The sequence below is a fragment of the Candidatus Thorarchaeota archaeon genome (genome assembly GCA_013388835.1).
GTDB lineage: Archaea > Asgardarchaeota > Thorarchaeia > Thorarchaeales > Thorarchaeaceae > JACAEL01.
The window spans coordinates 55514-81663 of sequence record JACAEL010000068.1; the positions used below are offsets into that span (position 1 = coordinate 55514).

General features: G+C 54.2%; 38 protein-coding genes. 23 read left to right on the top strand and 15 right to left on the bottom strand.

The features are described from left to right. Positions 1–22: 22 nt before the first annotated feature. Both endA and HXY34_11035 read right to left on the bottom strand, forming a co-directional pair. Positions 23–589, bottom strand: a complete 567-nt coding sequence (gene endA / locus HXY34_11030; protein ID NWF96662.1) for a tRNA-intron lyase — start codon at positions 587–589, stop codon at positions 23–25. A 20-nt stretch (positions 590–609) separates the two neighbouring features. Next, entirely contained in the window at positions 610–1272 is a 663-nt protein-coding gene (locus tag HXY34_11035) for a DUF47 family protein (protein NWF96663.1), read from the bottom strand. A gap of 83 nt (positions 1273–1355) precedes the next feature. Here HXY34_11035 and HXY34_11040 point away from each other — a divergent pair, with 83 nt between their 5' ends. Continuing rightward, complete coding sequence (locus HXY34_11040; GenBank protein ID NWF96664.1) at positions 1356–2150, top strand: undecaprenyl-diphosphate phosphatase; 795 nt, start codon at positions 1356–1358, stop codon at positions 2148–2150. An 18-nt stretch (positions 2151–2168) separates the two neighbouring features. On the opposite strand, the gene HXY34_11045 is transcribed toward HXY34_11040, so the two are convergent. Continuing rightward, a complete protein-coding gene (locus HXY34_11045; GenBank protein ID NWF96665.1) occupies positions 2169–2888 on the bottom strand; it encodes an alkaline phosphatase family protein in 720 nt (239 codons plus the stop codon). Between the two features lie 257 nt (positions 2889–3145). On the opposite strand from HXY34_11045, the gene HXY34_11050 reads away from it, so the two are divergent. Next, the gene (locus HXY34_11050) at positions 3146–4108 is read left to right on the top strand and encodes an ArsA family ATPase (protein ID NWF96666.1); all 963 of its coding nucleotides are present in this window, start codon (positions 3146–3148) and stop codon (positions 4106–4108) included. A gap of 132 nt (positions 4109–4240) precedes the next feature. Here HXY34_11050 and HXY34_11055 read toward each other — a convergent pair whose 3' ends face one another. Both HXY34_11055 and HXY34_11060 read right to left on the bottom strand, forming a co-directional pair. After that, positions 4241–4384 carry a DNA-directed RNA polymerase subunit P gene (locus HXY34_11055; GenBank protein NWF96667.1) on the bottom strand — a complete coding sequence of 48 codons (144 nt, stop codon included), beginning with the start codon at positions 4382–4384 and terminating at the stop codon, positions 4241–4243. Positions 4385–4432: 48 nt separating this feature from the next. Next, complete coding sequence (locus HXY34_11060) at positions 4433–6040, bottom strand: B12-binding domain-containing radical SAM protein (protein NWF96668.1); 1608 nt, start codon at positions 6038–6040, stop codon at positions 4433–4435. A 150-nt stretch (positions 6041–6190) separates the two neighbouring features. Between HXY34_11060 and yciH the strand changes: the two genes are divergently transcribed. Further along, a complete protein-coding gene (gene yciH, locus HXY34_11065; protein NWF96669.1) occupies positions 6191–6514 on the top strand; it encodes a stress response translation initiation inhibitor YciH in 324 nt (107 codons plus the stop codon). A gap of 42 nt (positions 6515–6556) precedes the next feature. On the opposite strand, the gene HXY34_11070 is transcribed toward yciH, so the two are convergent. The 5 genes from HXY34_11070 to HXY34_11090 all read right to left on the bottom strand — a co-directional run bounded on the left by HXY34_11070 (position 6557) and on the right by HXY34_11090 (position 10730). After that, entirely contained in the window at positions 6557–7474 is a 918-nt protein-coding gene (locus HXY34_11070; protein NWF96670.1) for a transcription initiation factor IIB, read from the bottom strand. A gap of 245 nt (positions 7475–7719) precedes the next feature. Next, on the bottom strand, positions 7720–8649 hold the full coding sequence (locus HXY34_11075) for a type II methionyl aminopeptidase (GenBank protein NWF96671.1): 930 nt from the start codon (positions 8647–8649) through the stop codon (positions 7720–7722). A gap of 69 nt (positions 8650–8718) precedes the next feature. Next, positions 8719–9111, bottom strand: a complete 393-nt coding sequence (locus HXY34_11080; protein NWF96672.1) for a roadblock/LC7 domain-containing protein — start codon at positions 9109–9111, stop codon at positions 8719–8721. A 52-nt stretch (positions 9112–9163) separates the two neighbouring features. Next, on the bottom strand, positions 9164–9937 hold the full coding sequence (locus HXY34_11085) for a geranylgeranylglyceryl/heptaprenylglyceryl phosphate synthase (GenBank protein ID NWF96673.1): 774 nt from the start codon (positions 9935–9937) through the stop codon (positions 9164–9166). Positions 9938–10037: 100 nt separating this feature from the next. After that, complete coding sequence (locus HXY34_11090; GenBank protein ID NWF96674.1) at positions 10038–10730, bottom strand: isoprenylcysteine carboxylmethyltransferase family protein; 693 nt, start codon at positions 10728–10730, stop codon at positions 10038–10040. 59 nt (positions 10731–10789) lie between these two features. Here HXY34_11090 and HXY34_11095 point away from each other — a divergent pair, with 59 nt between their 5' ends. Together HXY34_11095 and HXY34_11100 are read left to right on the top strand one after the other, a co-directional pair. Continuing rightward, complete coding sequence (locus HXY34_11095) at positions 10790–12754, top strand: CoB--CoM heterodisulfide reductase iron-sulfur subunit A family protein (GenBank protein NWF96675.1); 1965 nt, start codon at positions 10790–10792, stop codon at positions 12752–12754. A gap of 59 nt (positions 12755–12813) precedes the next feature. Beyond that, a complete protein-coding gene (locus HXY34_11100; GenBank protein NWF96676.1) occupies positions 12814–13440 on the top strand; it encodes a molybdenum cofactor guanylyltransferase in 627 nt (208 codons plus the stop codon). Positions 13441–13460: 20 nt separating this feature from the next. On the opposite strand, the gene hypD is transcribed toward HXY34_11100, so the two are convergent. Together hypD and HXY34_11110 are read right to left on the bottom strand one after the other, a co-directional pair. Continuing rightward, complete coding sequence (gene hypD / locus HXY34_11105) at positions 13461–14531, bottom strand: hydrogenase formation protein HypD (GenBank protein NWF96677.1); 1071 nt, start codon at positions 14529–14531, stop codon at positions 13461–13463. Between the two features lie 62 nt (positions 14532–14593). Next, positions 14594–14917, bottom strand: coding sequence for a hypothetical protein (locus HXY34_11110; GenBank protein ID NWF96678.1), 324 nt, complete (start codon positions 14915–14917; stop codon positions 14594–14596). A gap of 201 nt (positions 14918–15118) precedes the next feature. On the opposite strand from HXY34_11110, the gene HXY34_11115 reads away from it, so the two are divergent. After that, complete coding sequence (locus HXY34_11115; protein ID NWF96679.1) at positions 15119–15418, top strand: DUF211 domain-containing protein; 300 nt, start codon at positions 15119–15121, stop codon at positions 15416–15418. On the opposite strand, the gene HXY34_11120 is transcribed toward HXY34_11115, so the two are convergent. From HXY34_11120 to HXY34_11130, 3 genes are all read right to left on the bottom strand, one after another. Next, positions 15419–16042: a hypothetical protein gene (locus HXY34_11120; protein NWF96680.1), complete on the bottom strand. Its 624-nt coding sequence runs from the start codon at positions 16040–16042 to the stop codon at positions 15419–15421. 183 nt (positions 16043–16225) lie between these two features. Beyond that, a complete protein-coding gene (locus tag HXY34_11125; GenBank protein ID NWF96681.1) occupies positions 16226–16783 on the bottom strand; it encodes a hypothetical protein in 558 nt (185 codons plus the stop codon). Between the two features lie 86 nt (positions 16784–16869). Further along, on the bottom strand, positions 16870–17088 hold the full coding sequence (locus tag HXY34_11130) for a 4Fe-4S binding protein (GenBank protein NWF96682.1): 219 nt from the start codon (positions 17086–17088) through the stop codon (positions 16870–16872). 286 nt (positions 17089–17374) lie between these two features. Between HXY34_11130 and HXY34_11135 the strand changes: the two genes are divergently transcribed. The 17 genes from HXY34_11135 to HXY34_11215 all read left to right on the top strand — a co-directional run. Continuing rightward, on the top strand, positions 17375–18091 hold the full coding sequence (locus tag HXY34_11135) for a DUF1922 domain-containing protein (protein NWF96683.1): 717 nt from the start codon (positions 17375–17377) through the stop codon (positions 18089–18091). 48 nt (positions 18092–18139) lie between these two features. Then, complete coding sequence (locus HXY34_11140) at positions 18140–18529, top strand: hypothetical protein (GenBank protein NWF96684.1); 390 nt, start codon at positions 18140–18142, stop codon at positions 18527–18529. A gap of 318 nt (positions 18530–18847) precedes the next feature. Continuing rightward, entirely contained in the window at positions 18848–19312 is a 465-nt protein-coding gene (locus HXY34_11145; GenBank protein ID NWF96685.1) for a 50S ribosomal protein L22, read from the top strand. Next, entirely contained in the window at positions 19313–20125 is an 813-nt protein-coding gene (locus HXY34_11150) for a 30S ribosomal protein S3 (protein NWF96686.1), read from the top strand. It abuts the gene before it with no gap. Beyond that, entirely contained in the window at positions 20122–20331 is a 210-nt protein-coding gene (gene rpmC / locus HXY34_11155) for a 50S ribosomal protein L29 (protein NWF96687.1), read from the top strand. The genes HXY34_11150 and rpmC overlap by 4 nt, the downstream gene beginning before the upstream one ends. Beyond that, entirely contained in the window at positions 20328–20609 is a 282-nt protein-coding gene (locus HXY34_11160; protein NWF96688.1) for a ribonuclease P protein subunit, read from the top strand. Before rpmC ends, HXY34_11160 begins: the two co-directional genes overlap by 4 nt. A gap of 32 nt (positions 20610–20641) precedes the next feature. Then, a complete protein-coding gene (locus HXY34_11165) occupies positions 20642–20983 on the top strand; it encodes a 30S ribosomal protein S17 (protein ID NWF96689.1) in 342 nt (113 codons plus the stop codon). A 45-nt stretch (positions 20984–21028) separates the two neighbouring features. Next, the gene (locus HXY34_11170) at positions 21029–21406 is read left to right on the top strand and encodes a 50S ribosomal protein L14 (GenBank protein NWF96690.1); all 378 of its coding nucleotides are present in this window, start codon (positions 21029–21031) and stop codon (positions 21404–21406) included. Between the two features lie 11 nt (positions 21407–21417). Continuing rightward, positions 21418–21810: a 50S ribosomal protein L24 gene (locus HXY34_11175; GenBank protein ID NWF96691.1), complete on the top strand. Its 393-nt coding sequence runs from the start codon at positions 21418–21420 to the stop codon at positions 21808–21810. Continuing rightward, on the top strand, positions 21807–22562 hold the full coding sequence (locus HXY34_11180) for a 30S ribosomal protein S4e (GenBank protein ID NWF96692.1): 756 nt from the start codon (positions 21807–21809) through the stop codon (positions 22560–22562). Before HXY34_11175 ends, HXY34_11180 begins: the two co-directional genes overlap by 4 nt. A 47-nt stretch (positions 22563–22609) precedes the next feature. Then, a complete protein-coding gene (locus HXY34_11185; protein NWF96693.1) occupies positions 22610–23134 on the top strand; it encodes a 50S ribosomal protein L5 in 525 nt (174 codons plus the stop codon). 12 nt (positions 23135–23146) lie between these two features. Further along, positions 23147–23317, top strand: coding sequence for a 30S ribosomal protein S14 (locus HXY34_11190; GenBank protein ID NWF96694.1), 171 nt, complete (start codon positions 23147–23149; stop codon positions 23315–23317). 13 nt (positions 23318–23330) lie between these two features. Further along, entirely contained in the window at positions 23331–23723 is a 393-nt protein-coding gene (locus HXY34_11195) for a 30S ribosomal protein S8 (protein NWF96695.1), read from the top strand. A gap of 10 nt (positions 23724–23733) precedes the next feature. Further along, positions 23734–24297, top strand: a complete 564-nt coding sequence (locus tag HXY34_11200; GenBank protein ID NWF96696.1) for a 50S ribosomal protein L6 — start codon at positions 23734–23736, stop codon at positions 24295–24297. 13 nt (positions 24298–24310) lie between these two features. Beyond that, positions 24311–25351 carry a 50S ribosomal protein L32e gene (locus HXY34_11205; protein NWF96697.1) on the top strand — a complete coding sequence of 347 codons (1041 nt, stop codon included), beginning with the start codon at positions 24311–24313 and terminating at the stop codon, positions 25349–25351. After that, a complete protein-coding gene (locus tag HXY34_11210) occupies positions 25348–25797 on the top strand; it encodes a 50S ribosomal protein L19e (GenBank protein ID NWF96698.1) in 450 nt (149 codons plus the stop codon). The genes HXY34_11205 and HXY34_11210 overlap by 4 nt, the downstream gene beginning before the upstream one ends. Continuing rightward, on the top strand, positions 25798–26150 hold a 353-nt coding region (locus HXY34_11215), incomplete at its 3' end, for a 50S ribosomal protein L18 (GenBank protein ID NWF96699.1). It lies immediately after the preceding gene.

Sequence of the window (26150 nt, forward strand, 5' to 3'; positions counted from 1 at the left end):
GCGAGGAGCGGAGTCATCTCATCTATGGCTTGTGCCAGACGAAGGAGTAGTAGGCAATCTCACCAGTCTCTTTGACTGTCGCAACTATGAACTTCTTGCGGACGCTGGTGGCGAGGCGACCAGCTCTCACGATGTCCAGTGGCAAGACACCTCTCTTCTGGGGAATGACGTGGACTAGGAAGGGGGCATGGTCAAGCCCGGGGCCCTTCTCGTAGACTGCAAAGTCAGTCCCGAACTTAAGACCCGGCCGAATCACGTAACCTCTCTCCCTGAGCTCGTTGTAGACTAGTGCCCTGTCCCGAAACTCATCCCATCGTCTAAGACCCAGACTGATGAGTTCCTCTTCGCTCAAGTATCGGTCAACACTAGAGTCATGTACTGCAAGCAGTCCCTTCTTGACAAGGTACACACACTCAAGGAGTGACAGCTCCAAGGGCTTGTCAAAGACGTTTGACTTCGGCTTTCTGATGCCCACCGGCTGACCGAAGTATCCTAGTGCGTACAACCACATGCCCTGACTAGGATTCCAGACGATGGCACGTTCTCCGACCAGCTCTGCTTCGGCTGGTCCCTCTGTGCCGTCGGACATCAATGGACACACTCCGGCAGTCACGTGTTGAGCGTCAGAGAGATGCCACGGATTGTGTTGGCAGCATCCTCACTGAAGTTGGCAATCTCCTCAAGCACGTTGACAAAGTCGCGCATATGAAGGATCTGTTCCAGCGGCACTTTACTCGGGTACAGAAGGGCCCAGACATCCCTCATTACCGCATCTATCGCTTTCTCAGTCCTGCATATGTCGTCAGTCTTGGCAATGGAGGTCTCGATGTTGATTGAGAGGAAACGGATGGCTTCTCTCTGATGGGACACAATCTCAAGAATCATCGTGCTGAGTTCGGACACCTTCTCTCTGAGCTTGCCTTCAGGGCGCCACACATGTGTTATGGCCGCAAGGTGATAGCAGGCTATCTCTGCACCGTCAATCAGCTTGTCGTTGTAGTGTACCAGTCTGAGAAGGTCCTCGCGTTGCATCAGTGTGTTTGCGGAGGCAAGGTTGTTGAGAATGGTCCGTTTGAGTTCGTCGCCCTTGACTTCCATCTCGGTCATCTTCGCCAGGTCTTCTGGACTGACCGTCTTTCCATCGTCCAGCCAATTCGCAATTGCACTGCTTAGCACCTTTATTGCAGACGACGCAATCCTGAAGTGCTCGTCAAGGACCTGCGTCATCTTCGCAAGCTCACTACTGATATATCGCCCATTGTCGAGAACCATTTGCTGCCATCCTCACAGAACGGGACCCTCTAGAACATGTTAAAAAACATTGTCAACGCTCGACAAGAGCGGAGAAATAGAACATGGAACTGTGGCAGCTGCTTGTGGCAGTGATTCAAGGGCTCGTTGAATGGCTCCCCATCAGCAGTGAAGGTCAGGTAGTGCTCTTCTTATACAGCACGGGAGCCGTGAACTACGAGGATGTGATCTCACTAGCAATCTGGCTACACTTGGGAACCACAATGGCCGTTGTGGCTCGCTATCCTCGGGACATTGTGAGTCTGGTGACTTTGAGAGACCGGAGACTACTACGACAACTGCTCATTGCCACCGCTGCCACAGCCGCCGTAGCTATCCCGCTATACTTCACACTCCGAACGGTTGTGACTGCAGCCACAGGAGATTTACTGAACATGTTGGTGGGCGGCTTGTTGATTGTTACCGCGCTCATGTTGTACCTTCCAGGGAAGAGGGGCGTGGACATGACCACTCAGACAAGCGAGCACGAGGCCTCAGACAAGAACATGCTGCTTGCCGGACTGGCGCAGGGCTTCTCCGTGCTACCGGGACTGAGCAGGTCTGGTCTGACCATCTCAGCGCTTCTCATGCAGCGAATCGACAAGAATACTGCGTTCCGACTCAGCTTCATCATGAGCGTGCCTGCAGTACTGGGGATACTCGGTCTAGAGGTGCTGCTCGGACACGGAGTGACCAGCATCTCGCCGCCAGACCTAATGCTCATAATTGCGGTGGTCTTCTTCTTCGGACTACTGTCCATGGAGGCGCTAATTAGACTTGCTGCCCGAGTCAACTTCTGGCGCCTGTGCCTCATACTGGGAGCCATAACTGTCGCCTTTGGACTGCCAGCGCTTCTATAGACACCTCTCATTGACAGCTCAGATGCTGCCTCGCTTCTGCAGCATTATGGCAATCGGTGCGTTCGCCTTGCGCCACTCGGCCAGCTTTCCCTCGTAGTCCAGCGGGATTGGATGGCGTCCGTGGTTGCCCAGAATGATGAACAGCGTGTCCTGACGCGCTTGCCTGAGAAGGACCTTGATCCAGTTGTCAGTCCTCCGCACAATCTTCTCCAGCAGGGTGGTGGGAGGCGTCTTCTGACCGTACTGAGCGTAGAGACTCTCAAAGTCGAGGAAGTGAAGAAACAGCAGGTCACTCTTTGCAATCAACTTGGTCGACTCGATGTATGTGGTCATGTCGTCACGGGTCTTCACGGTATATGCAGGATTGAAACCGAATGTCTCCATGTCGTCCTCCCGACATATTATGCGTACAATCTTGCCATACTCACGGATACGGTCCAGTAGATGACTGGTCTGCGACCCTCTGAAGACCGTGTTGAGCAAAGGGACTGCGTACGGGTCGTCGGTCTCGATGAGAGCAAGAGCCTCCATATACTTGATCAGTGCCTCAGGTTTGTGAACAACGGCCTCGAAGAGACCGAAGTTGTCGATAGCAATGAGTACAATGGCCTTGGGACTGAACCGCTGCGTCAGCTCTTCACACGGAGACGGCATACCGTCAGGTATGGCCATACCCATTAGACTAAGAAGCGTCGACGGAAACTCCCATGCAGTGGTTCGTACCTGAGGGAAGGACATGTCGGACCTCTCGCAGAGTGGTCGTCAGAGGTGCTGCGTTTAAAGGTATTCTTGACTTCACAGCTCGTGCGGTGTCACGCATCTGCCGCAGAGACCGACCAGTCTGGCGCAGATGCAGTCCCATTCCAGACATGTAATCAGTAGCAGCATGGCCGCATCGTTCACTCCATCCGTGAGCCAGTTCATTCTCTGTGCGTGAGCTGACCTGATGAAAGAGTTATTACGGATTCAGCAGGTGGTTCAGAAGAGGCATAGAAGTGACCATCCGGGACATCGTCTTCAATCCAAACGTCCGTTTCATCCTAAGTGGAGGAAAGGGGGGTGTCGGCAAGACGTCTTGTGCAGGCGCGATTGCAGTCCTGTCAGCCAGACACGGTCTCAGAACACTTGTGATATCTACCGACCCTGCCCACAGCCTGAGCGACAGCTTTGACCAGAACCTGTCGGGCGGAGAGATAATACCTATCGAGGGGTTCAACAACCTGTGGGGTATGGAGATCAATACTGAGAAGGGAATGAAGGAGTTCCAAGACAGTCTGAGTGGAGCTTCACCGGGACCTGAGATGGAGATGGCCACCCAGTTTCTGGGCGGGATGGAGGGGATGACACCACCCGGTTCAGACGAAGCAATGGCCTTTGGCAAGATGCTCGAGTTCATCGGCGATAACAGCTATGACAGAGTCGTGTTCGACACGGCACCCACTGGTCACACACTCAAGCTACTGGAGCTGCCAGACCTCTTGGACACATGGCTTGGCAAGATACTGACCCTCAGACAGAGGCTAAGCGGCATGTTCTCGGGACTCCGCGCAATGATGGGCGGCGAACCTCAGGAGGACAACTCATGGGAGATGCTTCAGCAGACCAAGGAGAAGATACGTGCTGCGAGGGTTGAGCTCTCAGACCCAGAGGTGACGCAGTTCGTAGTAGTGATGATTCCGGAAGCAATGGCACTGTTTGAGACCCAGAGGCTGATTGCAAGCCTGAACACATGGCACATCCCAGTGAGCAACCTGATTGTCAACCAGCTTGTGCCACCCAATCCGACCTGTGCGTTCTGTAGCAGAAGGCATGAGATGCAGAAGACGAACATGGCCGACATAAGGGAGATATATCATGACCTGGACATCGTCGAAGTGCCACTATTTGACAGGGAGATACGAGGCACGGATGGTCTCATGGAATTGGGAAGGATACTAGTGGGAGAGGAGGACATCTAGATGCGACATGCAACAAGGAAGAAGGTCCTGTCACTCCTGCTGTTGACCCTGTTCTTGCTCTCCGCAGTGGCCGCAGTGTATCTGCTCTACAGACCTTGATAGACAGTCGGACCGTGACGAGAACACTGACGACTAGATGCCAGTCACACGCTTGACAACTGGCGGTCGGATCTTGTAGAGAATCCTGCCTCCACAGTAGGGACACTTCACACCAGGTAGTGTCTGAAGCCCTTCCCTGGTCACTTCCTTGTGGCAACTATGACAGACATAGACCATGCGTGATTCCCAAGACCGCACAACTGGTTGACAATATGAAGGTTTGCTTCAGTGCCTGCCAGCAGTGTCAGCTTCTGGTATGACCTCACCGGCTAGAAGACTTGGGCTGACTACAGAGGTCACTCTCACGGTGACGACAGTGCCGGGCGAGAAGCCTCCGGTCACCGTCATCATTGGACCGTTTTCAAGACCGTACACGATTGTCTGGCCGAAATGTTCCCAGGAGGGCTCGGCCGCAATCCCTCGAACAAGCCGCCCCACGTAGTCCTCCTTCTTGGACAGGTTGATGCGGTTTGCCTCCTTCCGCAGGGCACTGGCGACTGGGTCGTTCCTGTTCGAGTCTGGGAAGCCATCAAAGGCGGTACATGGAAGAGACTGAAAGCCGTAGAGGATTATCCTTCCGGCCCCTGCCTCACTGAGCTGTCTCATGAGAGCGACAGACTCTGCTACCGACTCGGGGGATTCCTCCGGCAGTCCGTAGATGAAGTAGACGAAGGGGCTCATCCCGTGTGCGTGGGCGGTCCTGACGGCCCGTATGACGTCATCTGGCGAGCCGCACTTTCCTATGCGCTTCATGTGACTGGCAGAACCGGTCTCCACACCAATGTTTGGACGACTACCGGGGAGCAGCTCGGAGAGAAGTTCGGCTACTCGGTCATCAAGAAGACAGGCCTTAATGTTCTCGATTGAGAGGTGGCAGCTGCCATTCCGGAACTCCTCAATGTGCGTCACAGTGGACAGAAGACTGCGAATAGCATCAAGGTTTGCTCGTGGGTGGCATGGGTCAGTCAACGGATAGGGAGCCCTGAAGTAGTCCAAGAAGTCCGGCGCCTCGAGGACGACACGATGAACACCAAGCTGAACCAGCTCACGAATCTCGCGGGCAATCGACTCTACGCTTCGAGACCTGGGTGGCCCCCAGGTGCCAGGCACACTGCAGAAACCACAGCCGGGTGGAATGCCCTGTGGACAGTCGAGACGAGTCATCGGATCCTCCGACTCGCAGTTGCCACACTCATTGCACAGACGGCCGTTTGGCAGTCTCATCGACGGTCTGCGATAGTTGGAACACCCTCTCAAGACCTCCACATACACCTTGCTTGCCTGATAGGTCGCGTAGTCAACGATTCTCGTCGTGGAGGGCGTGACAGTGTCAGACAGCCGGTCAGGGGGAACCAGAGGTCTTGGGGCCGTGATCTTAGGCCCATGCGGACTCAGATACGCAATCCCTCTCACGTCCTCAAGATTGCATTGTGATGCCAGCGCATCTGCATCAAGTAGTTCCCTCAGTGTCAGCTCTGCCTCCCCAATCACTACCAGGTCAGGACGAACCTCCCTGAGCAGGGTGAGTGGGTCTGACGCGATGGGACCCCCCACCAGTACCGGGCCATGTCTGGACTGCCTCCGCCACGTCCGGACCAGCTGCTCAACAGCAGCCAGGTCCATGGTCATTGCACTGACTGCAAGTACATCGTACCCAGTCATCTTTCGATTGTTGGAGAGCAGGTCCTCTACTCGATGTATCCTGCAGCTGACCCCTCGCTTTTCTAGGACTCCGGCCACAGTCCTAGGCCCACTGCCAATCGAGTCACGAGATGTGGCACGCTGCCCTCGTCCAGCGCTCAGAGCGTCAACCACCAAGACTCTGTCATTCAATGGAACAACTCAGCTCACTTACGGGCGGGTCGAACTCATCGCGTGGTCAAGCTCAGTTGAACTTATATGTACGACTGACGACAAAGAGGCACGCCAAAATCCAAGTCAACAAAACTCAGGAGAAAATGAACTCTGTCAGAACGACGCGGCATATGTCCGAACTGTGGTCTCCCGGTGGATCTATGCGTCTGTGAGACGATAGCCCAAGAGGAGGCAAGAATCACGGTGACTGTGGAACGCAGGAAGTGGGGGCGCCTCACTACCATTGTCACAGGCTTCGACAAGAGCATCGACCTAGGTGAGATGGCGGGCAAACTCAAGAGCAAACTTGCATGCGGTGGAGCAGCGAAACACGGTCATGTAGAGCTTCAGGGCGACCACAGAGGTGTGATCCAAGACATTCTTGTCAACCTAGGATTCCCCCAAGATATAATCCACATTGACTGGTCATTTACGGAAGATGGCAGACGATAATCATGCTTCGTGTGCTTTTCCTTGAGAGAGCCGGACGCGGTTCTATTTGTCAACAGACTCATCCATAGAGATGTCCAACACACGGACGATCTCCTTGTAACGATTGCGTACCGTCACTTCCGTGACACGTGCCACCTCAGCAATCTCCCGCTGGGTACGCCGCTCGTCAAGCATGATTGACGCCACATAGATAGCAGCTGCTGCTAGCCCCAGAGGGTCTCGACCAATCGTCAGTCCCTTGTCTCTGCTCTGGTGCAGTATCTCCACAGTCCTCAGCTGCACTGGGCTTGAGAGTGAGAGTTCTGTGGCGAAACGCGAGATGTAGTCGATGGGATTGGAGAGCGGAATCTTGATGCTCAGACTGCGAAGGAGAAGCCGGTAACACTGTCCTAGCTTCTTTCGGTCCACTCGCGACACATCCGCAATCTCATCGATAGGGCGCGGCTTGAGCCGTATCCGACACGCTGCATAGAGAGTAGCAGCCACCATGGCCTCAATTGAGCGACCGCGGACCAACTTTTGGACTATTGACTTCCGATAGAGCAGGGCGGAGAGCTCCTGTATGGGTTTGGGAATCCCCAGCTGAGAAGCGAGTCGTTCCAGCTCGGACATCGCCTGAGCAAGGTTTCGGTCTATGGATGAGTGGACCCTGCTGCGTATCTGCCACTTGCGTAGACGGTAGATCTCAGACCTGCGTGTGGGAGACAGTTTTCTCCCAGCAGTGTCACGGTCGCGCCAGTCTATGACAGTAGACAGACCCTTGTCATGCACGGTGTAACGCATGGGTGCTCCAACACGACTTCGTACATCCGACTCTTCAGAACTGAAAGCCCTCCACTCGGCGCCCGTGTCGATTCGGTGGTCAGAGAGGACCAGTCCGCATCCTGAGCATACGCGCTCTCCACGTGTGGTGTCCTCAACCACATTTGAAGACCCGCACTCTGGACAGGTGACCTTCATGGAACTGTAGCCACCTAGTTCTTTGCCGTTGCCGGCCTGTGCTCGTGAGTTGTTCAAATGCAGTTTCCCCTAGAGAACTGTGTTCAGTCGGAACTCTACGTCCTTGCAGCCAACCAAAGGGGTCAATGACCTAGCATGAAGAATTGTAAAACTGCGCTTTTAATGATTGTGGGACTTGACCCGGTGTTATGCTTGTGAGGTCAGGAGACCAGACAACGGCCATGTGCAGACCAATACGATGTGCTCTAGGTGGTTATCTCGTGACCATCCTCAGTTATTATCACCGTGTGCTCGTTCTGCGATACGAACGTACCTTTCTCCTCAGCAAGCACATGATGTGCATACAAGGCGCCATTTGAGCGGAGTTCTCTGATTGCCATCTTGAGCGCGGTATGGTTCATCCTTTCGGCAAGCCAGCGCTCTGCAAAGGGGAACTCACGGTATTCCTTTCGGACAATCCCCAAGAACTGCTTCGTGCCCTTGAAGCGCACGGGCACACGAATGGGCAACAACTGGTAGATCAGAGGATTTGGCAGGTCGGTCACATTTCCCGACCCGGTGCTTGCAAAGGTCTCCACTGCATAGACCTCTCCAACCTCGACAGTGACCTCCGACTTTCCGGACACGCAGGGAATCTGCTTGTCAGAGTGCAACTCGTACGCCTTGAGCTGATGCCCGGACAACTGACGTATGGGTTGGAAGCCAGCGCTCTTTATCGTGTCTTCTATGAGTGCGCCAATGGTGTTCAGCTTGGCTCCCGGGCGAAGAAGCTCGATTGCGACTCTCGTAGCATCTTCAGAGGCCTTCACAAGCGACTGATGCTCAGGGTTGAGCGCCACCGTGAACGCACTGTCAGAGATACACCCATCAACGTGTGCACCCACATCAATAGTCACGAGGTCACCCTCCTCGATTACGGATGCGTCATTCACGGGACATGTGTAGTGGGCAGCAACGTTGTTGAGTGAGATGTTACACGGGAAGGCAGTACCAGTCGCATGCTGTCTGATGTAGCCCTCGACCGCTTCGACTATGTCGATGAGCTTGGTGCCGGGCTTTACCATTGGCCGGGCGAGGTCTAGAGCTTCTCGGGCCACTTTGCCAGCTTCTCGCCACTTGGTCCAAGGGTCTTCTGTCGCAGTGCCTTGAGCCTTGACTGCCTTTTCCTCTGACATTGAGAATACCTCAACAATTCGAAACGAACAGAAGAGGAAGGACAGATAAGAGTGACGGACGGTACTCCGTTAGAGTATCTTCTCTATCCGACTTGCAATCCTGGACATCATGAAGAAGATGAAGCCTAGATTGACCTTCTTGTTTGTGAGGACTGCAAGCAGGGCGTCATCTCCAGCATTGGAGATTATCACGTATCCCGACTCGCCCTCCACAAGCATCCTGGTGAGTTCTCCACGCTTCAATTGCTTGAAGACCTTGCGCGTGGCCATGTCTATCTGGGTTGACCTACCCGCAATCACGTCCTCATCGGGCAGGGTGTCCTTCGGAATGTTCTCGGGAAAGTGAGAACAGATTGTCAATCCCTGTGACTTGGAGATGATGAGACTGGCTTGAACATTGCCCTGAGAGGCCTTGCTTAGGTCAACAAGCAGTTCATTGAGCATCTCGGTCTTGCTGGACACCTGGGCATAATCCTCCCTGGGGTCGTTCTAGAGTACGACCAAGCTCAGCTATTTAAACTCTCTTGGAGCCTGCCCTTTTCAGAGCCCGAACCATCTCTGAGAGTCCAGCACCCCTGTCGTGAAGTGCATGCTCCTCAATGTAAGTGCCCTGCACAACAATGGAAGCACCCGCCTCAACAGCTCCCACAACCGACTCTGCAGTATTGAAACCACCACCCGTTATTACCGGAATGTCGACGAATTGGGCAACCGTAGAGATCATCTGTGGCGGTACGCCTCCACCCTCTGCACCACTGCCAGCCTCAAGATACACAAGCTTGAACCCAAGGTACTGAGCCGCCAACGCATACATGAGGGCAAGCTTTGGCTTGTCTCTGGGAAACACCTTGGCATCACCCACCCATGCCGCGGTCTTGCCGGGATGGACGAGCAGGTATGCCATCGGAATCGTCTCAATCCCTGTGAGCTTGACCTGTGCAGCCCCAAGTGCCTGAGCACCTATGATCCAGTACGGATTGGTGGAGTTGAGAAGGCTCATGAAGAACATGGCGTCAGCATAGCGTGAGACCCCGGAGATGTTACCGGGAAAAAGAATGGAGGGTATCTCTACCGCATCGGAGATGGCCTTGACGGACTCGTCGATTATGCCGAAGGCAGTGCTGCCGCCTATCATTATCGCGTCGGTGCCTGCCTTCTCGGAGATCTGAGCCAGCTCAACCACGGTCTCGGTTGACACTTTCAACGGGTCAGGGTCAAGAAGTGAGAAGTGACATGCGCCATCCGTCTTCAGTTTCTCAGTGATATAGGTCCAGACCTTGCCGCCCATGAAATCCACTCCGCGGGTGTCCAGTCCGGGCATTCGAGGCCCTTTTTACACTTTTGGTGAGATGCCTAATGGCTCGACAACACAAGGAGGGGGCTTGTCATCAGGGCGACCGACGCAGACGGGGCAAGAACCTACCGGTCCGCAGAATGTAGGCCCTGTATTCCTCTCCAAGATGCATGACCAGATGGTCTTCCTCGGCCAGCATGACATAGTAATAGCCAGGAAGACCAGCGAATAGCACGGCTGCCACAACGGATGGCAACATCATGAAGAGAGCAACGAAGGACAGCCAGTAGGACAGGTATGACGGGTGGCGGACGCGGGAGTACGGACCGCTCTCCACAAGTACGTGACCGTTCCAGTCCGGAGCCATTCTGCGACGCGCGAAGCGTGACCAGCCATGCAGGAACACACCAGTCAACAGCAGAGATAGCCCACCAGCCCAGACGATGAATGGCGGGTCAGCAATGGGGAGGAGCAGAGAGACAAGTGCGCCGTCCGCACCGAACAGCCATGCCAGCGAGATGAAACACACCAAGCCAAAGGCCGTGAGCGTTGAAATACTGACTAGTGCAATGGCCATCGCAGACACTGGAAAGCGCGGTTCGGAGAGCAACCTCTCGGGTCGTGACCGGACCTTCTGGATGTCAAGATAGAGATGCAGCACCACATCCATGAGTGCTGCGGATGACACGAGAGGACCAGCGACGGAGAAGTCAAGCATGACTCTGAACTGAGGACTGCGGCAGATTAGACTTGCGCTGGTGAGTGATGAACTGTCTTCCGCAACCATTAACTAGCTCTGTTGACAGCCCGTCTGGTATCCAGATACTGGCTCCAGAGGACAGAACTATGCCTGAGAAGAGGATTGGCGTGTTCCTATGCCACTGTGGTAGCAACATCGCTGGCGTGGTCGACATTCCCCGCGTGATGGAAGCAATCAGAGGACTCCCGGATGTGGCCCATGTCGAAGACTACAAGTATGTGTGTTCCAGACCAGGTCAGCAGCTGATCAAGGATCGAATAAAGGAACTGAGGCTCGAACGAATAGTCATCGGCTCATGCTCGCCAAGGATGCACGAGATAACGTTCAGAGAGACCATGCGGGAGGCAGGTGTGAATCCGTTCCTTCTTGAAATAGCCAACCTCAGGGAGCACAACAGCTGGATTCACTCAGCCCAGCCTGAGGCTGCCACACAGAAGGCCATCGACTTGGTGAGGATGGCTGTTGCACGTGCAAGACTCCTAGAACCTCTCAACGAGCCGGTGGTGGATGTGAAGAAGTCCACGCTGATCATAGGCGGCGGCATCGCGGGCATCTCGGCAGCGCTTGACCTCGCCAATGCAGGGTTCCAAGTGTATCTTGTTGAGAAGCAGGCCACAATCGGCGGCAAGATGAGTCGGTACGACAAGACATTTCCAAGCTTGGACTGCGCGGCCTGCATTCTGACACCAAGGATGGCGGAGGTTGGTGCACACCCAAACATCGACCTCTTGACGATTGCCGAGGTGGAGAAGGTCGAAGGCTATGTGGGCAACTTCACTGTGACAGTGAGACAGAGGCCCCGCTTCGTGGATGTGGACAAGTGTACCTCCTGTGGGGAGTGTGCCAAGGTCTGTCCAGTGGATGTGCCGTCAGAGTTCGATGCTAACCTCAGCTACAGACGCGCAATCCACATACCGTTTGCACAGGCCGTTCCATCAGCATATGTGCTGGATATAGACACATGTCTTGGCATGGACACAGTGAGATGCGGAAAGTGTGCGACGGTGTGCGAGCCGGGGGCGATCGACTACGATGACCGTGAGAAGACAGTCGTCCTTGAGGTCGGGACCATCATAGTTGCCACTGGGTTTGACATTTTTGACGCGACCAAGAAGGATGAGTATGGCTACGGTGACTATCCGAACGTGGTCAACATACTGGAGATAGAGCGGATGATGAACGCGTCAGGTCCAACTCAGGGCCACGTCGTCAGACCTTCAGACCTAAGAGAACCAAAGCGTGTGGTGTACGTTCAGTGCGTCGGGAGTCGAGATGAGAAGACCAACAAGTACTGTTCAAGAGTCTGCTGCATGACGGCGGTCAAGCAAGCACGGATGATAAGAGACAAGCTCGGTGCAGAGGTGTTCGTCTTTTACATTGACCTGCGCACGTTCGGCAAGGGCTATGAGGAGTTCTATGAGGCGACCGCACAGGCGGGGGTGATGTTCATTCGTGGCAGGGTCGGAGAAGTCATCCAGGATGACGAGACCAAGTTGCTGACGGTCAGAGGCGAGGACACTCTTCTCGGAAAGCCAATTCAACTTGATAATGTTGACATGGTGGTCCTGGCAACAGGTGTTGTGTCCCCGGCCACAGCGGACAAAGTCGCAAAGGTCCTCAATCTCAGCAGGTCACCGGACGGCTTCCTGTTGGAAGCACACCCAAAGCTCAGACCAGTTGACTCCTTTAACGATGGGATCTTCGTCGCCGGAATGGCACAGGGTCCCAAGGACATACCCGACACAGTGGCACAGGCAAAGGCCGCAGCTGCCGGTGCGATGTCGCTGATGGGCAGAGGCAAAATCCGTGTAGAACCATACTACTCAGTGGTTGATGAGGACAAGTGCGCAGGCTGCAGAGTGTGCGTCTCCGTGTGTGCCTACAATGCGATCTCGATTAACGCAAGAGGACATGCGGAGGTCAATCCGGCCATATGCAAGGGCTGCGGCACCTGCACATCGACCTGCGCAAGTGGAGCAATCAAATCACAACACTACACAGACGGCCAGATATCTGCGATGATTGCCGAGTATCTCTCTGCACACGATTAGAGTCATGTCAGTCAAGTATATCTGTTGACAGCCGACCGTCATCGCCTGTAGATTAGAACATGACCGACGAGCTGACCGTGGCAATCCTTGCTGGTGGTGAGAGCAAGAGGTTCCGGTCAGACAAGGCTCTTGCACTGTTCCGAGGGGTCCCGCTCCTCACACACATGGTGGGCATTGCTCGAAGACTTTCCAACAGGACACTCGTGATAGTGTCCGATGATGAACAGAGAGGGAGAGTCAAGAAGGCGGCTGAGCCTGCCCGCATAGAGGTGGACCCCGATGGCGCGATGAAGTGCGCACTGACCGGTGCTGTCACAGCCTTCGAGTTGGCTGAGACCAGACACACCATGCTTCTCCCGGTCGACACTCCACTTGCCAAAGTGGAGCTGCTGAGGGTCATTGCTGACCTCGCACCGGGTCACGGTGCAGTTGTCCCGTCGTGGCCAAACGGAAACACCGAGCCGCTCCATGCGGTGTATCTCAGCGAACACGCCTATGCAAGGGGACTGAGTGCGCTGGACGAAGGAAAGAGAAGAATGCAAGACCTACTTGACTCACTAAAGAGAGTCCTCTATGTCTCTACTAATGCGCTCACCCAATTCGATTCGGAGATGGTCACCTTTGCTAACATCAACACCGAACAGGACCTGAAAAGGCTGGAAAGTACCTACACGTATGACACATGACAGTCATGCTCTGAACGCGCCTACACTGGCATCGGGTTTTCGTGTCTGATTCGGCAGGTCCCTTCGTGCCCAACCATGCACGGACCATATGGATCCTCGGGCGTACACCGCTTTCCGAACAGAGGACAGTCGGTAGGTTCGACCATACCGAGGATGACCTTGTGGCACAGGCATCCCGGCAGGATGTCAACAGACTCGGTACCCGAGAACTCGAACACCTTTCGAGCGTCATGCTCCGAGAACTCCTCTCGCAAGTAGTACCCGGACTGGTCTATCGCTCCCAGTCCGCGCCATGGTGCGCTGTCTATGTAGAACGCCTCTCGCAGCGCACTCTGTGCTGCCTTGTTCCCCTCGGGGCGGGCTACTCGAGAGTACTCGTTCTCCGACTCGGCCCGGCCCTCGCGCAGCTGCAGGAGGATCATTCTCACTGCCTCGAGAACGTCAAGTGGCTCGAATCCCGCCACCACGCAAGGTGTGGAGTACTTCTTCGCGAAGGATGCAAAGGCATTGGAGCCGATTATTGCACTGACATGACCGGGTGTCAGAAACGCGTCCACGCGTGGTCCGTCCACAGTCATCAGTAGTTCCATTGCAGGCGGTATGACTTTGAGTGACGTGAGTATGGAGAAGTTCTCGGGGGGTTCCCGTAAGACTTCGATGGCGATGGTTGGCGCGGTTGTTTCAAAGCCAGCTGCAACGAAGACTACTCTAAGGTCAGGGTGCTTCTTAGCGAGTTCCACCGCATCTCTCACACCATAGACTATACGGACATCAGCCCCAGAGAGCCGTTCCTTGGCGAGGGAGGAGTTGGTCGAGGGCACTCTGAACATGTCTCCGAACGTGGCGATGGTATACCCTCTTCTGGCCAAGTCGATGGCCATGTCAACGTCCTGCGCTGCGCACACACATACAGGGCAACCAGGTCCAGCCACCAGTGTGACACCTTCAGGAAGCATATACCGAAGTCCGTGTGAGCAGATGGTGTCTTCGTGGGTGCCGCAGACATGGACAATCCTGTATCTCTTGTCTTCTGCAAGTGCACGAATCTCTCGTACGAGAGCGCCAGCATACCGTGCGTTTCTGAATGTCATGTCCGGTTCCATGTGGGGTAGACCAGTCCAGTCAGTGCATGACGACGGTAAAAAGGGCTGTGCTAGTGGCTTGACTTCTTGAGGTCCGAGAGAATCACAAGCGCCTCGCCTATCGAGATAGAGAGACGACCTGCAAGCTCTCGTGGAGTTATGTCCGGACTGTGGGGGAGAATCTCGCCACTTGTGTACGCGCTGAGCCCAGGGTATAGAGGACTCCGCTTTGCAGTCTCAACCAGTATCGGCCAGAGGGGGTCGTTCTCTATGCGTTTCTCATCGATTTCAATCATACGCGTTGATGATATGACTGACGCATCTTTGCACGCATCCGCGTGGGGAGTTTCATCGTCTGAGCAGCGAACAACATCAGTGAGTCGGCCCTGTTTCATCTGAGTCCCTTCTCGAAAGTGTTCCCGGCGGACCAATGAGTCCAGCATAGTTTCTGAGCATGTGATTATAAGCGTTCGGTAGCCGAGAGAGGAACGCGTTGACCTGCAAGAGGGCGTTCTGCGCAAGGTTTAACAACTCACGCCAAGTATGAAGCACCAATTGTGTTGAGTAATAGAAGACAACACACGGAGTTCGATACGATTTTGCCTCAGGGCATCCGCAGACTGGTTCTAGACGTCCTTAAACCACACACACCGCAGCTGACTGATTTGGCGCTGTCACTGTCCCGCATTGACCGGATAAGTGGTGTCAACATTTCTCTGAGAGAAGTAGACCAGAGCACTGAGTCGGTGTCTATTACGATTGAAGGGGATGACATCGTCTTCGATGTGATCAGAGACCTGCTGGAGGAGGCCGGAGCTGTGATTCACTCGATTGACCAAGTGGTCGCAGGGCGGCTTCTGGTGGAGGATGTGACACTGCAGCCTGAGAACAGCTAGCTACTGAAACGTGTGTTTGCCGCCAAGGGATGCAAGGAGACGCTGGCTCTCTTCCTCAATCTTCCGCTGGACCACTCCCACAAGGTCTTCCTCAAAGGCGGGGGGAATGATCTTGACAACGCTGCAGAGTCGGTCCACAATCCGTTCGGACAGCTCCGCAGGAGAGACTACACTGCCTGTTGCCACGCCCTTGACCATCTCTTCTCCCACGCTAGCTCTGACAACAGATTCCAGCACGCTCATTATGGTGTCCTGGGGGTCCAAGAAGAACTTCTGCCTCGACTGGTCGTGTAGTGTGAGGAAACCCACGTTCTCAACAATGCTGTTGGTATACCAGTCCAGACTGGATTCGCGGAGATTGAGCTTTGATGCGAACTCTACCTTGGTCATTGGGTTTGGATGGCTCCAAGGATGGCGGGACACAACATACAGGGCTGCCCCGAAGAGGGGATCACTCTCTCGAGGGACACCTTCCTTGGATGCATATCGCCTGATGAGGTCTAGGGCCATATACTCGTACCTGTCGTCCACCATCCGCTCTCTGAAGAACTCGTGAGCGTCACGTATCAGACTCACCAGTACCTGTGGGCTGACAGCAACACTTGAAACCTCGGCATGAGACAAGTGACCATTCTCCGACCCGTGAGAGAGTTGTTCCTCGTCAGACAGGGCATGAGGGTCAGTTATATGGCTTTTGCATCGGAAGGCGAGGGGAGTTGGTTTGGCGCTATTCGATATGTTGGGCTGGAAGACAGTCGCATTTTGGTGGTAGTATCAAGCGACGCGCCTCTATGGAGATGACAGCTGCTATCTCTCTCTGTAGACCTTTTCCAGAGCCCAGCGGAGTGCCCTCAGTATCTCTTGGAGTCTCGCTTCTCCGCCGTAGTTCTTGATGGTGACCAGTGTCAAGACGCCTTCATCGGACTTGACTTCGAAGTCGAAAGCGTCGGCCCACTCAATCTCGCCGTTCTCGACCCTGTGCCGGTCTTCCTGCTGGAACTTCCCCAGTATCTGTTCGACAAAGAACCGAGCGAACGCCCCTCGTTTGATGTCATAGCTTGCGTGCGGGGCAGGAACCACAGTGAGGTCGGTCTCTGAGACCTCTACAGTCGCCAGCTGCAGGTCTCGGCTCTTGTTAAGGATCTCCTCCTTTCTGGGAATTGGTGCTTCTGACGCGGGAGGCGAGGCCGCTGGACTGGGTCTGGCCAATGCTGCATCTGCTGTGGCAAAGCTCCCCTTTCCAATCGTGGAGTCAAGGGCCTCAAGGTAAGCTTCAATCCGCTCAGTCCTCTCCCTGAGCCTCTCAAGCTCTTCTTCTAGGTCTCTCCTCAGCTCCAGAAGAGTACGAATACGTGGGTCTTCCAATGCTGACACTCCGCTCAAGTCGTATCGGTTCAGTGATTGCCGCGTCATTTATGGCGGTATGTGGTATATAAAGACCGTTTGGTCCTCTAATCGGATGCTACAGATATGGCGAAGTCGGGACAATGCATCTCACACAATCGACAGACCTTGCAGGCCTCAAGGTCAACGACGACGGGTAGAAAGAAGCCCCGGTTGTCCACCTGTTCCGACTTGGCCAGAACACTGTGAGGACATACATAGATACAGATGTGGCAGCCCTTGCAGAATATCGGATTGATGACGATTTCCTTTGCTCTCTTAGGCAAGGTCTTGGCCTCAGACACGTCTGCTCAAGGTCGGTGATATAACGCTATTTGTGCGACCGACACAGTGTGAGCATAGAGGCGAGCGGACCGTGCATTGCATATGCTGGTAGGAAACGTATGTCGTATTTCGTTCGGAGAGCCGAGCTTCTGAACTTGGCTTCAGATTTGGACCGCCAGTAGAGGTAGTTGTCAGACGTCCACGATGCAGACTGTCTTCAGCGGGGCGACAGTCGATAGCACTCGTTATATACGATTGAGCCGTTCAACTCCATAGTGAGCCCGAGACTTGAAGCCCTTCGTAGTGTTCATGTGTTCCTCATGCGGACGCTTCACAAACGCGCCCTTGGGTCAGAAGCACAGACGGTGCAGTTACTGCGGAAAGATCATAGACATCCGCAAGGCGGCGACTGCCGTCTTTGACAGACAGGATGACGCCATAGTAGCTGTCAAGGAGTTCAACGCAGGCAAGAGCGAGGAGTTCAAGATGGCAGTGGAGAGGTCCAAAGCCAAACTGGAGGCATTGATGCCGAAGGAGCGACTCGATGGGAGTGATTTCGAAACGGATGGCAATGAGACTTCGGTCCCCGCTGGTAAGACCGCACGGCTGATGACTCTGCTTGAGAGAGAGGCTGGCACTCAGCCGTGTAATCTGGACCGACTCAGGGAGCTCTGTGAGCAGTATGGACTCGACTGGGACTGGGTCGAGGGAAATCTCACTAAGATGGCGAGTGCAGGAGAGGTTCTATTCCCGAGACCTTGGCTTGTCAGACTGGTGACCCACCCATCGGCCGGAAAAGAGGAGACAGTCACAAAGGCGACTGATGTGACAAAGGAGATCTTGACCATGATTCGAGAGGCAGGTGGCACAGTTTCAGTTCAGGAGGTCATTACCCATTTTGCACAGAAGGGCGTGAGTGTAGCGGATGTTGAGTCATCCCTCAACAGGCTAATGCAGTCGGGCACAGTGTATGAACCACGAACTGGGACGGTCAGCTTGCTGTAGACCAGAATGATGATATAGCCTAACACTGATTGGGAGAGAAGAGTCCTGATGCCGATAGTGGAGATTGCAGCGAGGAGGCTGCTTGAGAGGAATCCCTCAGTAGGCATCAGCATCGTGGACACGATTGTTCTCCTCTGGATGTACACGAATCCCTATGACAGCAGACGAAGACAACTGAGCAGCATGCGCAACGTGCTGAAGATGACTGAGACGATTAGAACCGCCAGTGGGGGCCTTGAGGTCACCGACGATGAGCTTACCCAGATAGTCTTGGGTAGCCTTCAGAGGCTCTCGCAGAGAGGGATGGTCCATCTCCGGTCTGCAGGCAGGATATTCGTCGTGGGCACTCTTACCGATACAAGCGTTCGACTCATAGAGACTACTCTGGACGGAACTTCACTCAAGACGGTCATGAACGAGTTCGGGGACAACCCCTAAGCTACTTCGACACACACACTGCTGCACCACTTGTAGTGCGCCTGTAGGTTTTCGCTGTTGATTCACGACATGCGGGAATCTGACAGGTGACAAGGTTTAAATGCACATGGCTGGCGGGCTCTGTAGCACTCTCTGGAGAAGACTGCTTCGAAGCCAGGGATTCAGTGCAGGTGACTTAGGTTCTGCTCGCGAGAACGACCTGCAGACGTGTGCCTGTGAGGCTTCCAGGTGGTCATGGAGAGTGAGTTCACTGACTACGGCGTTCGTGCTGGAAGTCAATTGAGCTCTCAGTGGTCCTCATAACGGAAGTGAGGTAAGATGCCGAATTACCGATACTCTATCATAGGCCTAGACCCCGACAAGACCGCGATAGCCAGCGGTAGGAACATGCGCTGTTCACCGAAGCACAGCAGAGAGATCTGCAATGTGATTCGCGGAATGATGCTTGACAAGGCGATTCAGCTTCTCGAAGATGTGATTGAACAGAAGGCATGGATTCCATATAGGAGACACAAGAAGCAGCGAGGACATCACCCCGGGCTGAAGTGGGCAGCAACAGGCGGACACCCAGTGAAAGCATCTCAGGACATCCTGAAGGTGATCAAGAACGCTGAGAGCAATGCGGACAACAAGGGTCTGGACATAGACAGGCTGAAGATCATTCATGCAGCAGCTCACAGAGGACGTGTCTACAAGGCATATGTGGAGCGAGCCTTCGGCAGGAGCTCTCCAAGTTTCCAGCAGACCACGCACATTGAGATAGTCTTGGAGGAGGTCGCATAGATGCCGGCAGTGAAGTACTTCATTGAACAGAGCTCAAAGCGCCTGCTGATAGACGAGTACTTCTGGCGAGAACTCAACGCAGCAGGGTATGGAGGCGTTGAGATACGCAAGATGCCCATGAAGACAGAAGTGATCATTCATGCGGCGAGACCGGGTGTTGTCATCGGTCGGCGAGGAGCGAAGATAAGAGAACTCACAGAGGTCCTTGAGAACAAGTTTGGAGTCGAGAACCCTCAAGTAGAGGTCACCGAGATTGAGAACCCGTGGCTGGATGCCCGAGTCATGGCCTCAAGACTGGCTCGCCAGCTTGAACGAGGAGTGCGTTTTCGACGAATGGCATACTGGATTCTGAGGCGAATCATCAGAGCAGGTGCCCTGGGCTGTGAGATTACAGTCAGAGGAAAGCTGTCAAGCAGAAGGGCAAGATATCAGAAGTTTAGGTATGCGACCGTGTCCAAGACCGGCGAACCAGCAATGAATTTCGTCGACGATGCAATCGACTTTGCAATACTGAAACCTGGCACGATTGGAGTGCATGTGAGAATCATGATGCCGGGTTCAAAGATGCCGGGTGTCATTTATGTGAAGAAGACCAAGAAGAAGGCCAAGGAACCGCAGCTGCTCAAGGAACCCGGAGAGGCAGGTGAAGCTGCAGAGGGCGAAGAGGAAGAAGCAGAGGAAGAGCCCGAGGTCGTCGAAGAGGCCCTCGAGGGTATTACGGATATGGACGAACTCCGAGAACTGGAGGAGCTGGACAGTCTGGACCTCATCGATGAAGAGGGCGACGGAGACAAGGGAGGAAATGACGAATGACCAGACTCACAGCGAAAGATATTCGCAAACTCAACCCAATGGAGAGAAAGAAGAAGCTGGAACAGCTGTATAACGAGCTCTCCAGCACGAGGGTCCAGATGGTGACTGGCGGGAGTACCGAGAACCCCTACAAGATCAGGACAATCAAGAGGACAATCGCACGAATCAAGACGATAGAGCGAGAACAGGAGGCTCAGGGACTATGATTACTCCCCAGAACCTGCTGAACCATGAGATTGTGGGTTTGCCGGTGCACATCGCCCAGTCAAATGACTCCGGACTCGTGTCCAGAAGAGGCAGCGTGGTTGGTGAGACCAAAGAGACTCTACTGGTCGAGACTCCGACAGGAGTTGTCAGAATTGCAAAACGAGTCTGTGTGCTTGACTTCACTATCAACAACGACACGGTCGTGCGAGTAAGAGGAAGCCTACTGAGGGGTCGCTCAGAAGAGCGCTTGAAGAAGAGGCTCGGCAGGAGTGAGTGACAGTGTCAAAGGACAAGAAGAAGGTACGAAACATCGGGATTCCAAACATCAGCCCACCCGATAAGACGTGTGAAGACCCAAACTGCCCATTTCACGGGCACTTGCCAGTCAGGGGTCGGATGATGGAAGGAACCGTCACCAGCACAAGTATGTACAAGACCATCACAATCCAGACAGACTACTTCAGTCTTGTCAGGAAGTACTCTCGATTCGAGAGACGTAGGTCCAAGAAGCAGGCGCGTGTGCCCGACTGCCTTGATGTCAAGGTCGGTGACACTGTCAAGGTGATTGAGTGCAGACCCCTGAGCAAGACCGTGAGCAGAGTGGTCGTTTCTGTTTCACGCAAGTCATCCGCAGTACAGGAGGCCGAATAGTTGTCACGAAAGATGAGCAGAGGAATCAAGAAGTTCGTCCCGAAGATGGCACGTGGACTGCCTATAGGTGCGACGATTCTTTGCGCCGACAACTCGGGAGCGAAGGAGCTCAAAGTCCTCACGGTCCTCGGTCACAAGGGGACACTCCGCACAATCAGTAGTGCAGGCATAGGGGACCTGATCAGTGTGTCTGTGACCAAGGGAAAGCAGGAGATGAGGAAGCAGGTGCTCCAGGCAATCGTTGTGAGACAGAGGAAGCCATACAGAAGACCTGACGGCACATGGATTCACTTTGAGGACAACGCAGCCGTACTTGTGAAGCCCGGCGGTGAACCACAGGGCTCGGAACTCAGAGGGCCGATGGCAAGAGAGGTCACATTGAAGTGGCCCAGAGTAGCGGCGATAGCAACCAAGATAGTTTGAGGGCGGTGGAAATGACAAAGAGAATCAGTTCCAAGGCTCCAAGGAAACAACGAGCAGCGATACACAGAGGACCTCTGCACGCTCACAGGAGCCAGCTCAGATGCAGACTTGACGACGCCCTCAGAGAGGAATATGGCCTCAAGTCACTGGTCATCAAGAAGGGAGACCTAGTACGAATAATGAGAGGGCAGTTCCGCGACACTGAGGGAAAGGTCACCAGAGTGGACTACTCTCGGATTCGCGTCTATCTGGATTCAGCAACGACAACGAAGGCTGATGGCAAGGAGGCCCCAGTGCCTATCCACCCATCCAATCTGCTTCTTGTAAAGCTCGAACTCAATGACGAGAGAAAGCAACTGCTGCAGAAGAAGATGGTTGACAAGACGGAGGATGAAACAGAGTGACAAGACTGGGTCAGAAGAAACAACTCAAACGGTTACCAGCACCAGCACACTGGCCCATTAGCAGGAAGAGCACCAAGTTCACCATAAGACCTCGTCCAGGACCACATCCAAAGGACTCGTGCATTCCAATAGGAATACTCCTCAGAGAGGTCATGGGATACGCCCACGATATGCGAGAGATCAGGAAGATTCTCACAGCAGGGCAAGTCAAGGTGGACGGACGAACTGTGAAGCAGGCAGGCTTTCCATTGGGAGTCATGGATGTTATCACTGTTGAGTCGTCTGGCCAGAACTTTCGAATCCTGCCAAGGACGGACGGAAAACTCGTTCCAGTCCCCATTCAGCAGGACGAGGCGGGTTTCAAGGTCTGTCGCATTCAGAGCAAGAGGATGGTGAAAGGAGGTGCAGTGCAACTGAGCCTCCACGATGGCCGTTGTCTTCTCCTGCCGAAGGACCACAATCCCGAAGACTACAGACTCTTGGACTCCCTCAAGATACTCGTCCCAGACCAACACCTGGTATCGAAGTTCCCACTTGAAAAGGGAGCCCATGTCATAATCACTCGTGGCAAGAACGTTGGAATACAGGGAAAGGTGGTTCAGGTTGAGAAGAGATACGGTACATTCGCCAGCATTGTCACCGTGGAGGACCTACAGGGAAAGAAAGTGCAGACCGCACTTCAGTACGTGTTCGTTGTCGGCAGCAACAAGCCTGAGGTCACACTGATTTCCGCTGGAGGTGCCAAGGAGTGAGCACGCCAAACGAGCAGGTGATTATCAGCGAGTGGGACGCCCACCCAATGCGCAAGCCCTTCATATCGAAGGTTGTCGTGGACATGTGTGTCGGAGGTGGAGAGACGCTCAACAAGGCTACAACAATACTTGAGGCTCTCACAGGACAGACACCGGTCCAATCAATTGCAAGACAGACAATCCGTGACTTCGGAATACGAAAGAAGGAGGCGATTGCAGTGCGCGTGACGCTCCGACATGAGAAGGCTGTCGAGTTCCTGAAGAGAGCCCTGAAGGCAAAGGACGACGCACTCCTGATCAGGAACTGGGATGAGGACGGCAACTTCGCCTTTGGAATAAGCGAACACATTGATCTGCCCGGTGTCAAGTACGACCCACAGCTCGGAGTACAGGGCATGAACATAACAGTCTGTCTGGAACGGCCCGGGTACAGAGTGAAGAGGCGGCGCAGACAGCAGTCCAAGGTTCCCTGGCGTCATAGACTGACTCCTGAGGAGAGCATGGTGTTCGTGCGAAAGGAGTTTGGTATCGAGATACTTGAGAAGGAAAGGGAACGGACCTATATGGTGTAGAGGCGAAAGACAATGAGTACGAACAAGGACAAGGGAAAGAAGCGTAAGAGCATGGGAAAGGGAAGCCGCACGTGCATACGCTGCGGAACACACCGTGCAGTCATCCGTTCCTACGGGCTCAACATATGCCGCCGCTGTTTCAGAGAGACAGCACGGAAGATGGGCTTCAAGAAGTTCCAATAGGAGGACACAGAGAATGCCGCTACTAGACCCATTGGCTGACGCGCTAACCAGCATATACAACAGTGAGATTATAGGCAAATCGGAGGTCGTAATCGCACCCGCCTCTGGCCTGATAGAGAGAGTCCTCCAAGTCATGCAGAGGAAGGGCTACATAGGTGAGTTTGAGCGAATCGACGACGGCATGGCAGGAAGGTTCCGAATCCAGTTGATGGGCCGGACAAACAAGTGCGGAGCCATAAGGCCACGTTATCCGGTCAAGCGTGACAACTTCGAGAAGTATGAGAAGCGGTTTCTGCCAGCCTACAACTACGGAGTACTGATAGTCACAACCCCTCTAGGTGTAATGACACACGAGGATGCAAAGGCCCGCAAGGTTGGGGGAAGACTGCTCGCATATGTGTACTGAGGTGCTACAGATGTCGGTCCATGCAGTATACGAGAAGCAAATCCAAATACCCGAGAAGTGCAAGGTCACGATTGAAGACAGGACAGTGACTGTCAGCGGTCCGATGGGTACAGTCAGTCGGTCATTCATGGATTCTCAGACCACAATCAGGCTGGACGGCCGCGAGTTTGTCGCATCGACCACCTCGAAACGAAAGCACGACCGGGCCATGGTGGGGACTATCGTTGCACACCTCCGCAACATGTTCGACGGCGTCCAGCATGGCTACAAGTACGAACTGAAAGTGGTCTACTCCCACTTTCCTATGAACATCGAGGTCCGGGGAAAGGAACTGACCATCAAGAACTTCATCGGTGAACGTGGTGTGCGCAAGGCCCATCTGATTGGCGACGTCAAGATTCAGGTCGCTGAAGATGAGATCACCATTACAGGGATAGATCTAGAGCAGGTGTCGCAGAGTGCAGCTAACATCCAATCAGCATGCAAGCTGCGGGGAAAGGACAGGCGAGTCTACCTTGATGGTGTCTATGTGATTCGCAAGACCGTGGGCGGGAAAACCAAGTCCGTCGTTTAGGGAGTGATGTTCGATGTCTAAGGATGCTAAGACCCCAAAGAAGACCGCGAAGAAGTCAGAAGACACTCCTGAGAAGGAGCCGAAGAAGACAACGGCAAAGAGTGCCGAGAAGACTGGCACCAAGAAGACCGAGTCAGCTGCGAGGACCTCTTCAAAGAAGACTACAGAAGCTGTGGCAGAGAAACCGAAGACCGCGAAGACCGAAGTGAAGACGCGAAAGGCCCCGCAGAAGAGTGAGGCGGCGGTGAAGTCGGAGTCCAGGAAGAAGGTCACAGAGCCCGCGGCCAAGACCACGGCCGAACCTCGGAAGAGGGCCACAGCCAAGGCCGCTGCTGAACCTGAAGTCAAGACCACATCGAGGACAAAGGCAGAAGCCGCACCAAAGAAGCGTACACCAGCCGTGACCAAAGGGGAAGAGCCAGCACCGGTAACAATGACTGAGGCAAGACCCAAGGAGAAGAAACCCAAGGCTGAGAAGGCAGAACCAGTAGCGGCTCCGCCCAAGGTCACAAAGACAGTCAAGAAGGCCCCGTCAAAGATGACCAAAGCCGTTCCTGCAGAGGTCCCCAAGAAGGAGGAGCCGCTGACCAGCGCGAAGGCGATACGTGGGTCAAGACTCTGGAGGATTACTCAGGAGAAGAAGAAGAGACAGCCTGCATTCAGACATGAGCAAGCCCATCGATGGAGGCGTATCAAGAACTCCTGGCGGAAGGTCAGAGGTATTGACAATCTTGCTCGTGAGAAGCGCAAGGGAAGGATAGCCCTAGTCAATCCGGGGTATAGGAAGCCCGTTGCAGTCAGAGCAGTCCATCCCTCCGGGTACATAGAAGTCCTTGTCTCCCGTCCTACAGACATTGACGGCCTTGACCCAATGAGGTATGCTGTCAGGATCGATGGCCACGTTGGCGTGAAGAAGCGCCAGGAGATAATCAAGAGGTCAGAGGCTGCATCTCTTAGAGTACTGAACCCTGGAGCGCCAGAGACTGCGGTTACTGAGGAAGAGCTATTCTCAGAGCTTGAAGGAGTTGAAGAACTGGAGGCTGAAAAGAAATGAAACTCACGAGTCAGAAGAGGCTCGCAGCAAAGGTCATGAAGACCGGCACTTCAAGGGTCTGGATTGACCCCAAGTTCCAAGACGAGGTGTCATTGGCCATCACGAAAGAGGACATCAGACGTCTTGTTGACGAGGGTGCCATTCAACCCAGACAGAAGACTGGTGTCAGCAGAGGCCGGGCAAGGTACTCTGAGGCACAGAAGCGCAAGGGCAGAAGAATGGGACCCGGAAGGAAGAAGGGCAAGCACACAGCTGTCTTGACAGGAAAGAGAAGATGGATGATGAAGATTAGGCCGATGCGACGAGAACTCAAACGACTCCGGGACGATGGTTCCATTGAGCCGAGGGTCTATCGTCAGTTGTACCTGAAGGCGAAAGGCAATTCGTTCAGGAACACGGCCCACCTCAAGACATACATAGCTGATCAGAGACTGGGGGTGAAGTAGATGGCGCAAGGTCCCACGTATCGAGTGAAGTTCAAGCGTCGTCGCGAAGGTAAGACGGACTACTACCGTCGCAGGAGACTACTGCTGTCGAGGCAGCATCGTCTTGTCGTCAGAAGGACGAACACGAGGACAATAGTGCAGGTGATTGCTGCAAGACCAGAGGGTGATCAGGTGGTCGCATCTGCAATCTCCTCCGAGCTCGCAGCACACGGTTGGGATGCAGGCACTGCGAACCTTCCTGCAGCGTATCTCACCGGACTGTTAGCTGGACGTAGAGCTGTTTCGAGAGGTGTGAGTAATGCTGTGCTTGACATAGGGCTCAACCCACCAGTAAAGGGATGCAAGGTGTATGC

What these genes read in the sequence shown, in the direction of transcription:
- endA (NWF96662.1), bottom strand. Translation starts at nt 589, where the DNA reads ATGTCCGACGGCACAGAGGGACCAGCCGAAGCAGAGCTGGTCGGAGAA.
- HXY34_11035 (NWF96663.1), bottom strand. Translation starts at nt 1,272, where the DNA reads ATGGTTCTCGACAATGGGCGATATATCAGTAGTGAGCTTGCGAAGATG.
- HXY34_11040 (NWF96664.1), top strand. Translation starts at nt 1,356, where the DNA reads ATGGAACTGTGGCAGCTGCTTGTGGCAGTGATTCAAGGGCTCGTTGAA.
- HXY34_11045 (NWF96665.1), bottom strand. Translation starts at nt 2,888, where the DNA reads ATGTCCTTCCCTCAGGTACGAACCACTGCATGGGAGTTTCCGTCGACG.
- HXY34_11055 (NWF96667.1), bottom strand. Translation starts at nt 4,384, where the DNA reads ATGGTCTATGTCTGTCATAGTTGCCACAAGGAAGTGACCAGGGAAGGG.
- HXY34_11070 (NWF96670.1), bottom strand. Translation starts at nt 7,474, where the DNA reads ATGAAGGTCACCTGTCCAGAGTGCGGGTCTTCAAATGTGGTTGAGGAC.
- HXY34_11075 (NWF96671.1), bottom strand. Translation starts at nt 8,649, where the DNA reads ATGTCAGAGGAAAAGGCAGTCAAGGCTCAAGGCACTGCGACAGAAGAC.
- HXY34_11085 (NWF96673.1), bottom strand. Translation starts at nt 9,937, where the DNA reads ATGGGCGGCAAGGTCTGGACCTATATCACTGAGAAACTGAAGACGGAT.
- HXY34_11090 (NWF96674.1), bottom strand. Translation starts at nt 10,730, where the DNA reads ATGGTTGCGGAAGACAGTTCATCACTCACCAGCGCAAGTCTAATCTGC.
- HXY34_11095 (NWF96675.1), top strand. Translation starts at nt 10,790, where the DNA reads ATGCCTGAGAAGAGGATTGGCGTGTTCCTATGCCACTGTGGTAGCAAC.
- HXY34_11100 (NWF96676.1), top strand. Translation starts at nt 12,814, where the DNA reads ATGACCGACGAGCTGACCGTGGCAATCCTTGCTGGTGGTGAGAGCAAG.
- hypD (NWF96677.1), bottom strand. Translation starts at nt 14,531, where the DNA reads ATGACATTCAGAAACGCACGGTATGCTGGCGCTCTCGTACGAGAGATT.
- HXY34_11110 (NWF96678.1), bottom strand. Translation starts at nt 14,917, where the DNA reads ATGAAACAGGGCCGACTCACTGATGTTGTTCGCTGCTCAGACGATGAA.
- HXY34_11140 (NWF96684.1), top strand. Translation starts at nt 18,140, where the DNA reads ATGCCGATAGTGGAGATTGCAGCGAGGAGGCTGCTTGAGAGGAATCCC.
- HXY34_11145 (NWF96685.1), top strand. Translation starts at nt 18,848, where the DNA reads ATGCCGAATTACCGATACTCTATCATAGGCCTAGACCCCGACAAGACC.
- HXY34_11150 (NWF96686.1), top strand. Translation starts at nt 19,313, where the DNA reads ATGCCGGCAGTGAAGTACTTCATTGAACAGAGCTCAAAGCGCCTGCTG.
- rpmC (NWF96687.1), top strand. Translation starts at nt 20,122, where the DNA reads ATGACCAGACTCACAGCGAAAGATATTCGCAAACTCAACCCAATGGAG.
- HXY34_11160 (NWF96688.1), top strand. Translation starts at nt 20,328, where the DNA reads ATGATTACTCCCCAGAACCTGCTGAACCATGAGATTGTGGGTTTGCCG.
- HXY34_11170 (NWF96690.1), top strand. Translation starts at nt 21,029, where the DNA reads ATGGCACGTGGACTGCCTATAGGTGCGACGATTCTTTGCGCCGACAAC.
- HXY34_11175 (NWF96691.1), top strand. Translation starts at nt 21,418, where the DNA reads ATGACAAAGAGAATCAGTTCCAAGGCTCCAAGGAAACAACGAGCAGCG.
- HXY34_11185 (NWF96693.1), top strand. Translation starts at nt 22,610, where the DNA reads ATGCGCAAGCCCTTCATATCGAAGGTTGTCGTGGACATGTGTGTCGGA.
- HXY34_11190 (NWF96694.1), top strand. Translation starts at nt 23,147, where the DNA reads ATGAGTACGAACAAGGACAAGGGAAAGAAGCGTAAGAGCATGGGAAAG.
- HXY34_11195 (NWF96695.1), top strand. Translation starts at nt 23,331, where the DNA reads ATGCCGCTACTAGACCCATTGGCTGACGCGCTAACCAGCATATACAAC.
- HXY34_11200 (NWF96696.1), top strand. Translation starts at nt 23,734, where the DNA reads ATGTCGGTCCATGCAGTATACGAGAAGCAAATCCAAATACCCGAGAAG.
- HXY34_11205 (NWF96697.1), top strand. Translation starts at nt 24,311, where the DNA reads ATGTCTAAGGATGCTAAGACCCCAAAGAAGACCGCGAAGAAGTCAGAA.
- HXY34_11210 (NWF96698.1), top strand. Translation starts at nt 25,348, where the DNA reads ATGAAACTCACGAGTCAGAAGAGGCTCGCAGCAAAGGTCATGAAGACC.